Below are 5,542 nucleotides of genomic sequence, written 5' to 3' on the forward strand. Positions count from 1 at the left end.
CTCAGCGAGAGCACCGATCGCCTGCCGCACATGGAGGTGCCGGCCTTCTGGTCCTCCCAGTTCGGCGTCAATATCAAGTCGGTCGGAGTGCCGTCGATGGGGACGGAGATCCTGATTGCGCAGGGCTCGCTGGAGAGCCGAAGGTTCGTGGGCGTCTACGGGTACCAGGGGCGCGTCATCGGCGCCGTCTCCTTCGACCACGGCCGGTGGCTGCCGTTCTACCAGGAGCTGATCGAGACCACCGCGCCGTTCCCGCCGTCGTTCCCCACGGTCGACCGGCACCCGGACGGACAGCGGCCGATGGACGCGGACTTCCCTGACCCGTCCGTACCCTCCCACGGTCCGACCGTGAGCCTCAGCGGGTACTCACCGGCCGACCGCCGGATCACGTTCACCCCCGCGCACTGACCCCGCACGCGCCGCACGGCCACGAGGACGACCTGCCATGACGCAATCCCTGCTGCACCAGATCCTGGACTACGCCAACCGGGCCGATCCGTACCCGATCTACGAAGAGCTGCGGAAGACGCCCGTCCACCACGAGGACGGCGGTCCGTACGTCATCAGCACGTACTACGAGATCCGCAGCCTCCTTCACGATCCCCGGATCAGCTCCGACGCCCGCAATCTGGCCTCGAACACTGCTGACCCGCTGGCCGAGGAGACCCCGCAGGAGAGCGCGCTGCCGCCGGGCTTCCTGCGGCTCGACCCGCCGGAACACGACCGGATGCGGCGCATGACCAACCGGCACTTCGGCCCGCCGCACTCTCCCCGCCGCGTCGACGACATGCGCCCGGAGCTCGACGACATCGTCGCAGGCCTCTTCGACGGCATCGGCGACGCGAGCAGGTTCGACCTGGTGGAACAGTTCTCGTACCCGTTCCCGGTGACGGTGATCTGCAGGCTGCTCGGAGTGCCGCGCGAGGACGAGTCGCGCTTCCACACCTGGGCGGACACCCTCGCCGCCAGTCTGGACCCCGACCCGGACGCCGATCCCGCCGAGCGGGGCAAGGGCGTGAACGAGGCCCGGATGGAGCTGGGCATGTACCTGGCCGGGCTGATCGAGGAGCGTCGCAAGAACCCCGGGGAGGACATGCTGTCCCAACTGGCCACGGCCCAGGGCGAGGACGGTCAGATGACCACGATGGAACTGCTCAGCACCGCGGCGCTGCTGCTGATCGCGGGGCACGAGACCACGGTCAACCTCATCACCAACGGAATGCTGACGCTGCTGCGCAATCCCGACGTCCTGCAGCGGCTGCGTTCCGAACCGAGACTGGCCGTGCCCATGGTCGAGGAACTGCTGCGCTTCGAGCCGCCGGTGCAGCTGCTGCCGCAGCGCACGACGCTCGCCGACATCGAGGTCCGCGGCGTCACCATCCCGAAGGGCTCCTCCCTCTGGCTGGTTCTGGCGTCCGGCAACCGAGACCCCCTGCGCTTCGAGGACCCGGACCGTTTCGACCCGGACCGCCCGGACATCCAGCACCTCGGCCTGGGCAGCGGCATCCACAGCTGCTTCGGCGCACCGCTCGCCCGGCTGGAGGCCCAGCTCGCCCTGTCGGAGCTGGCCCGGAGGCTGGAGAACCCGCGCCTGGTGGACGACCCGCCCCCGTACCGACAGAACGCCGTGCTGCGCGGACCGCGGCATCTGCACATCGCCTGCGACGGGATCCGCCCCTAGGGCCTGTCCGGGCCCCAGGGCCGGCCTCGGCTGAAGCCCGCCTACCGCTCCGGACATCCGCGAGCTTGCCCTCGCGGATGTCCGGAGCGGTCGACGTAGTAGTTGGGTCGGGTCACGACGTGCGCGGCTGCGCGAAGCGGAGCATGTTGCCGGACGGGTCGCGGAAGGCGCAGTCGCGGACGCCGTAGGGCTGGTCGACGGGTTCCTGGAGGACCTCGCCGCCTGCCGCGCGGATGCGCTCGAAGACAGCGTCGACGTCGTCCGTGTTGAAGATGACGCCGCGGAGCAGGCCCTTGGCCAGCAGCGCCGCCACGGCCTCGCGGTCGGCGGGCGAGGCGCTCGGGTCGGCGAGCGGCGTTTCGAGGACGATGTCCACGTCGGGCTGGGCCGGCGAGCCGACCGTGACCCACCGCATGCCCTCGAAGCCGACGTCGTTGCGGACCTCGAGGCCGAGGACGTCGCGGTAGAACGGGATCGCCTTGTCGTGGTCGTCGGTGGCGATGAAGCACTGGGAGAGGTTGATGTCCATGTGCACCACGCTAGGAGCGCGGAGCGGACTTCGCTTCTCCGTTCCTGACCGGTCGGGTGTACACCTTGGCGACGCAGGCCGGGATGTCCGCGCCGTCGGCGTGATCGCGGGCGCGGTAGGCGCTCGGGCTCTCGCCGACCAGCTCGGTGAAACGCGAGCTGAACGACCCCAGTGACGTACAGCCGACCTCGAAGCAGACGTCCGTCACCGACAGGTCGCCCCGGCGCAGCAGCGCCTTGGCCCGTTCGATGCGGCGGGTCATGAGGTAGCTGTACGGGGTCTCCCCGTACGCGGCGCGGAAGCTGCGGGAGAAGTGGCCCGGCGACATGAGCGCGGTACGGGCGAGCGCGGTCACGTCGAGCGGCTGCGCGTAGTCGCGGTCCATCTGGTCACGGGCGCGGCGCAGCCGGGCGAGGTCCTCCAGGTTGGTCACCCCTCCACGATCGCACAGACGGCCGGGCGGTTGCGGGGGTATCGCCGCGGTCGGACGCTGGAAGGAGAGGAGGTCTTCCCTATGGCTGCGAGGACTGAGAAGACCGTCACGCTGAAGCCCGGGGAGGGGCGGTCGTACTGGACGCAGGGTGGTCTGTACACGGTGAAAGCCGGCGTCGACGACACCGGCGGTGCGCTGACCGTCATGGAGATGACGCTCCCCGTGGGCGGGGGCCCGCCACCGCACACCCACGAGAGCGACGAGACCGTCTACGTCGTGGAGGGACGGCTGCGCTACCACGTCGGCGACGAGGTGGTCGAGGCCGGGCCGGGTTCCTTCCTCCACATCCCGGCGGGCGGGTGGGAGCGGCCGGAGCCACTGGAGACGACCAAGATCATCTGCGTGTATCAGCCGGGCGGCTTCGAGGAGTTCTTCGCCGAGATGGGCGAGCCCGCCGCGACGAACGAGCTGCCCCCGACGCCCGCGTCCCCGCCGGACTTCGAGCGGATGGCGGAGGTAGGGGCGCGGTACGGGCTCCAGGTACGGCCGATGCCGGAGGACTGACGGCGCGGCGTCTCGATGGACCGGAGGGCTTACTCCGTCTCGATGGACCGGAGGTGCCTACTCCTCCGGTCGGAGCAGGCTCGCGGCGGACTCCTCGGCGAGGTCCTCGGCGTGCGGCGGCAGCGGCCGGCCGGCGCGCAGATGGCGGCGGACGACGGCGAGCGGCAGGTCGATGAAGGCGAGGGTGAGCAGGTCCGCGCCCTGGGGCCCCACCACGCCGAGGGCTTGGCCGAGTTCGCCGATGCGGCCGAAGACGCGCAGGTTCCCCCGGTCCGCGCGCTCCCGGTGCTCGTCGGACCAGTCGGCGCGGCCGAACTCCTCGGCGCCGTGCAGCAGCAGCGCGGCCTCCTGCGGGTGGGCCCGGGTCCAGGCGACGACGTGCCGGGCGGCGGCGCGGGCCGTTCGGCGGGGGTCGGGGTCGCTGTCGAGCACGTCGAGGTAGCCGGCCTGGAAGCCCTCGACAGTACGCAGCCACACCTCGGCGAGCAGGGCCGGCCGCCCGGGGAAGCGGTGGTAGACCGAGCCGCTGGGCGCGCCGACCGCCTGGGCGACGGCGGACATGGTCACGGCGGCCGGGCCGCCGGAGGCGGCGAGCCGGACGGCGGCGTCGAGGAGCTGGCCGGCGTCGAAGCGGGGTGGTCTCGGCATGAATCAGAGAGTACTCTCCATATCAATTAGAGACTCTTCTCCAATTGAAGGAGCGGCGATGCCCGTCCACAACGTGCACGAACGCCTGCTGCCCATGGGGGCGGCCGAGGTCGGGGGCCTGATCGACACCCTGTCCGGCGGCGACTCGGACCTGCTCTGGCCGCATGGGGACTGGCCGGCCATGGAGTTCGACCGCCCGCTGTCGACGGGCGCGGTCGGCGGCCACGGTCCGGTCCGCTACACGGTCGCCGCGTACGTGCCGGGCACTTGGGTCCGCTTCGCCTTCAGCGGCCCGCGAGGCTTCCACGGCTTCCACGAGTACGCCGTGCTGCCGGTCGACGAGAAGCGCACGATCCTGCGGCACACCCTCTCGATGCGCGTCACCGGAACCGCCCGCCTGACCTGGCCCCTGGCCTACCGCTGGCTCCACGACGCCTGCCTGGAAGACAGCCTGGACCGCGCCGCCCCCGGCACCGCCCGCTCCCGCTGGTCCCCGTATGTCCGCTTCCTGCACGCCTTGGCCCGCTGACGGCGGCGTCAACCGGCGTCGCCGTCGACTCGGACTGCATCTGACCTTCCGTCAGATTGGAACGTGTTCTAGTCTGCGCTGTCATGGGCATCGCCATCACGCACGAACAGCGGGAGCTCGCCAGTGCCGTTCGCGGGCTGCTCGGGCGGGTCGCGCCGGGGGAGGAGGTGCGCAAGCACCTCGACGTGCCCGGGACCGCGACCGTTCGGCCCGGGTACTGGGAGGTGTTCGCCGAGCAGGGGCTGCTCGGGGTGCATCTGCCGGAGGTGTACGGGGGCGGGGGCGGCGGGCTCGTCGACCTCGCCGTCGTGCTCGAGGAGGCCGGGCGGGCCGTGCTGCCGGGGCCGTACCTGCCGAGCGTGCTCGCGGCCGAGGTGCTGCGGCGGGGCGGGCTCGGGGGGCTCGTCGAGGAGTTGGGCTCCGGGCGGCGGATCGGGGCCGTCGCCCTCGGGGCCGGTGCGCTCACCGCCGTACCCGACGGGAACGGCGGCCTGCTGCTCACCGGCGCCGCTCCGCCCGTGCTCGGCGGTGCGCAGGCGGACCTGCTGGTACTTGCCGCCGAGACCGCCGACGGGACCGTCTTCGCCGCCGTGGACGCCGAGGACCTCGCCGTACGGGTCCACGACGGCGCCGATCCGACCCGGCCCACCGCCGAGGTCGTCGCCGCCTCCGTCGCCGTGCCCGAGGACCGCGTGCTGCGCGTCGACGACGGTCTCGTACGCGATCTCGCCGCCCTGCTGTTCGCCGCCGACGCCTGCGGGACCGCCGGGCGGGCGCTGGAGACGGCCGCCGGGTACGCCAAGGTGCGCGAACAGTTCGGGCGGCCCATCGGTCAGTTCCAGGGCGTCAAACATCTCTGCGCCGACATGCTCGTCCGGCTCGAACAGGCCCGCGCCCTGACCTGGGACGCCGCCCTCGCGGCCGGCGATGCGACCGCCGACGTACGGTCCCTCACCGCCGCGCTCGCCGCGTCGGCCGCCCTGGACGCCGCGTACAGCTGCGCCAAGGACTGCATCCAGATCCTCGGCGGCATCGGCTTCACCTGGGAGCACGACGCCCACCTCTTCCTGCGCCGCGCCGTCGTCGCCCGCCAGCTCCTCGGCGCGGGCGACGCCCACCGCGCGCGGGCGGTCCGGCTCGCCGCCGCCGGGACCCGGC

General features: G+C 72.2%; 8 protein-coding genes. 5 read left to right on the plus strand and 3 right to left on the minus strand.

Annotated elements, in window-relative coordinates:
- Together VIU94_RS34105 and VIU94_RS34110 are read left to right on the plus strand one after the other, a co-directional pair.
- Positions 1 to 408, plus strand: a 408-nt coding sequence (locus VIU94_RS34105; RefSeq protein WP_331917576.1) for an oxidoreductase C-terminal domain-containing protein, incomplete at its 5' end; no start/stop codon positions are given.
- A 37-nt stretch (positions 409 to 445) separates the two neighbouring features.
- Positions 446 to 1,681 carry a cytochrome P450 gene (locus tag VIU94_RS34110; RefSeq protein ID WP_331917578.1) on the plus strand — a complete coding sequence of 412 codons (1,236 nt, stop codon included), beginning with the start codon at positions 446 to 448 and terminating at the stop codon, positions 1,679 to 1,681.
- 112 nt (positions 1,682 to 1,793) lie between these two features.
- On the opposite strand, the gene VIU94_RS34115 is transcribed toward VIU94_RS34110, so the two are convergent.
- A complete protein-coding gene (locus tag VIU94_RS34115) occupies positions 1,794 to 2,210 on the minus strand; it encodes a VOC family protein (RefSeq protein ID WP_331917580.1) in 417 nt (138 codons plus the stop codon).
- A 10-nt stretch (positions 2,211 to 2,220) separates the two neighbouring features.
- A complete protein-coding gene (locus tag VIU94_RS34120) occupies positions 2,221 to 2,643 on the minus strand; it encodes a helix-turn-helix transcriptional regulator (protein ID WP_331917582.1) in 423 nt (140 codons plus the stop codon).
- Between the two features lie 81 nt (positions 2,644 to 2,724).
- Between VIU94_RS34120 and VIU94_RS34125 the strand changes: the two genes are divergently transcribed.
- Positions 2,725 to 3,207 (plus strand): cupin domain-containing protein, encoded by a 483-nt coding sequence (locus tag VIU94_RS34125; protein WP_331917584.1) that lies wholly within the window; start codon positions 2,725 to 2,727, stop codon positions 3,205 to 3,207.
- 57 nt (positions 3,208 to 3,264) lie between these two features.
- On the opposite strand, the gene VIU94_RS34130 is transcribed toward VIU94_RS34125, so the two are convergent.
- The gene (locus VIU94_RS34130; protein WP_331917586.1) at positions 3,265 to 3,855 is read right to left on the minus strand and encodes a TetR/AcrR family transcriptional regulator; all 591 of its coding nucleotides are present in this window, start codon (positions 3,853 to 3,855) and stop codon (positions 3,265 to 3,267) included.
- A 58-nt stretch (positions 3,856 to 3,913) separates the two neighbouring features.
- Here VIU94_RS34130 and VIU94_RS34135 point away from each other — a divergent pair, with 58 nt between their 5' ends.
- Both VIU94_RS34135 and VIU94_RS34140 read left to right on the plus strand, forming a co-directional pair.
- Positions 3,914 to 4,384 (plus strand): SRPBCC family protein, encoded by a 471-nt coding sequence (locus VIU94_RS34135; RefSeq protein ID WP_331917588.1) that lies wholly within the window; start codon positions 3,914 to 3,916, stop codon positions 4,382 to 4,384.
- An 83-nt stretch (positions 4,385 to 4,467) separates the two neighbouring features.
- A partial coding sequence (locus VIU94_RS34140; RefSeq protein ID WP_331917590.1) for an acyl-CoA dehydrogenase family protein occupies positions 4,468 to 5,542 on the plus strand: 1,075 nt, incomplete at its 3' end.

Source organism: Streptomyces sp. (assembly GCF_036566765.1).
Lineage (GTDB): Bacteria > Actinomycetota > Actinomycetes > Streptomycetales > Streptomycetaceae > Streptomyces.